The sequence below is a fragment of the Flavobacterium sp. genome (assembly GCF_003525665.1).
In the GTDB taxonomy this organism is placed as follows: Bacteria; Bacteroidota; Bacteroidia; order Flavobacteriales; family Flavobacteriaceae; genus Flavobacterium.
In genome coordinates, this window is sequence record NZ_DQDX01000213.1 from 1 (window position 1) to 3,325 (window position 3,325).

The window sequence follows — 3,325 nt, forward strand, 5'->3', positions numbered from 1 at the left end:
ATATAATTAATAGTAGCAATGCTTATCATATAATTCCTATTTGTTTACAAATTGTTTTTATTTACAAATATCATTTACAATTTTTAAATGATGGTTGGTGTGTAATTTCAAAAACCATTCGGTTGATTTTTTATTTAAATTTCCAAAAAAAGGATGTTGAAAGTAAGCATTTTTATCAAATGATTTCCATTCTTCTAAAATTGCCTTTACATTTTGTAAGCTATTTGTCAGTGATTCTTCAGAAATAGTTCCGTCAGGTAGAACTACTTTTGGCGCTTTGGCTTTGCCTCTTGGAATGAAACCAATGATTGAAATAAACAATTTACTTTTATTAAACTTCCATTGGTATTCCTTGGGATTAGAGTTTTTAACAGCTAAAGCAATTTGATGTATTGTTTTCAAACTGTGCTCTATTTGCCAGCCTACAGTGGAATTGGAAACAGAAGGGTTTGCCTTTTCGTAAAAAGGAATGTTGGATTCTAGTTGGGCAATTAGATTTTCGAGATCTTGCATGATGTAAAATTTTAAAAAAAATCCCAAAAACCTATTGGAATTTGGGATTTTAGTATTCATTTTTTTTAAATATTCTCTTCTTGTTCTTTATCTAAATATTCTTGTACAATATTGATTGCATTAGTTACTACATCGCTTAAAGCCGTTATAAAAGTTCCATCTTCAGCGTTGTCGATAGCGTGTTTTATGGCTTCCACTTCTTTACTAATAATTTCGTGGGTTACATTTCTGCCAGAAGCGGCGATGCCTTCCATAATCAAACCAATAATTTCCTCTTCGGTTCTTCCGCGAAGGTATTTTTCTTGACGGATGATGATGTGGTCAAACATTCTTGCTGCAATTGTAGCACATTCTTTAATATCTTCATCACGTCTGTCACCAACACCTGCAATGATTCCGATTTTTTTGGTGGCTTCAACACTACTTAAATATTCTTCAACACCGCGATATCCTGACGGATTGTGCGCAAAGTCAATCAAAACTTTAAATCGTTTGAACTCAAAAATATTCATTCTTCCTGGCGTTTGCGCTGCACTTGGAATAAATGTCTGCAGTGATAAACTAATGTCTTCGGTTTTAAATCCTTGTAAATAAGCTGCTAAAGTTGCTGCAAGTACATTGGCAATCATGAATTTGGCTTTTCCGCCTAATGTTAACGGAACATGCGTGGCTCTTTCGACACGTATTTTCCATTCGCCTTTCTTGATGGTGATGTATCCGTTTTCGTAAACGGCTACTATTTTTCCCTCTTTGGCAAATTGTTTCACTTTTGGATTGTCTTCATCCATCGAGAAATAAGCAATATTACAACTCAATTCGTTTGCAATTTTCAAACATTGATCGTCTTCGGCATTTAAAATTGCCCATCCGTCTTTTTTGATGCTTCGAACAACAGTTGCTTTAACTCGAGCCAAATCATCTAAATTATGAATATCGGCCAATCCTAAATGATCTTCTTGAATATTGGTAATAACTCCGATATCGCATCGGCTAAAACCTAAACCAGAGCGAAGGATTCCGCCACGAGCTGTTTCAAGAACTGCAAATTCTACCGTTGGATCTTTTAGAATATATTCAGCAGAAACTGGTCCGGTTGTATCGCCTTTTTCCATCAAATGATTTTGAACATAAATACCATCTGAAGTTGTGAATCCAACTCGGTAACCATTATTTTTTACAATATGAGCAATTAGTCGAGTAGTAGTCGTTTTTCCATTGGTTCCAGTAACTGCAATAATTGGAATTCTACTAGGTTTTCCTGGAGGATAAAGCATATCAATTACTGGAGCAGCAACGTTTCTAGGCAAGCCTTCGCTAGGAGCTAAGTGCATACGGAAACCTGGTGCAGCATTCACTTCTAGAATACAACCACCATTTTCTTTTAAAGGTTGTGTAAGGTTTTCAGCCATGATATCAACACCACAAATATCCAATCCTATTACGCGAGAAATTCTTTCGCAAAGGAAAATGTTTTCTGGATGCATCATATCAGTTACATCTACTGAAGTTCCACCAGTACTTAAATTCGCTGTCGATTTTAAATAAACAACTTCATCTTTTCTTGGAACTGTTTCTAGGGTATATCCTAATTTTTCTAATAAATCGGTGGTATCTCTGTCGACATCAATTTGAGTTAACACATTTTCATGACCATAACCACGTTTTGGATCTAAATTAGTTTCATCGATCAATTGTTGGATGGTTTGTTTTCCATCACCTTTTACGTGAGCAGGTTCTCTTTTTGCGGCAGCAACTAGTTTATTATCGATTATTAAGACTCTAAAATCGTAACCTGTAATGAATTTTTCTACAATAACTCTGTGACTGTATTTTTTTGCGTAGGCTAAACCTTCAACTGCATCTTCCCATTTTTTAACATTGATAGAAGCACCTTTTCCGTGATTTCCATCTAATGGTTTTAGTACGATTGGATACCCAATTTTTTTAACAACCGCCTCTAAATCTTCTTCATCAACACAAATTCCGCCACTTGCTACAGGAATCGAAGCAGCATCTAACATTTTCTTAGTTTGCTCTTTATTGCAAGCAATATCTACTGCAATGCTACTCGTTTTACAAGTAATAGTTGCTTGAAACCGCATTTGGTTTACACCATATCCTAATTGTACTAATGAGTTTGTTCCAAGTCGAATCCATGGAATGTCTCTTGCAACAGCTTCTTCAACAATACTTCCAGTTGATGGTCCAAGTCTTACGCGCTCACGAATTTCACGCATTTTTTGAATGTCACCTTCTACATCATATTCTGTTCCTGCTATTAATGATTCGGCAATGGCAACGGCGCTTTCGGCTGCGAATAGACCAACATTTTCTTCTGTGTAACTGAACACTACATTATATACTCCAGGAGTTTTAGTTTCACGTGTTCTACCAAAACCAGTTTCCATTCCGGCAAGTGATTGAATTTCTAGAGCGATATGTTCAATAACATGTCCCATCCAAGTGCCTCTTTCTACACGTGAGAAAAATCCGCCACGACAACCTTCAGAACAACGATGTTCTATCATTGTAGGAAACATGGCTTCTATTCGTTCGCGAAAACCTTCAATTTTATTAGTTGGACGCTCTTCCATATCTTCTAAATCCAAACGCATCTGGATTAGTTTTTTTCTTTGTACACTCCAAATGTTTGGCCCACGTAACGCTTGAATTTTATCGATTTTCATATAAACGGAAAGGTTTGAATTATCATAATGAGTTGATAATTAATGTATTAATATGTAAATCTTAATCAGATTCTATAAATTTTTTAGAAAAGTATAGTAATTCTGTTAAAAAAATTAGATATAAT

Annotated in this window: 2 protein-coding genes; both read right to left on the bottom strand. The window is 35.3% G+C overall.

Annotated elements, in window-relative coordinates; translation table 11 throughout:
• Window positions 1–57: 57 nt before the first annotated feature.
• Complete coding sequence (locus tag DIU01_RS14730) at window positions 58–513, bottom strand: DUF1569 domain-containing protein (RefSeq protein WP_290835764.1); 456 nt, start codon at window positions 511–513, stop codon at window positions 58–60.
• Window positions 514–578: 65 nt separating this feature from the next.
• On the bottom strand, window positions 579–3,200 hold the full coding sequence (gene cphA, locus DIU01_RS14735) for a cyanophycin synthetase (RefSeq protein WP_290835766.1): 2,622 nt from the start codon (window positions 3,198–3,200) through the stop codon (window positions 579–581).
• Window positions 3,201–3,325 lie beyond the last annotated feature (125 nt).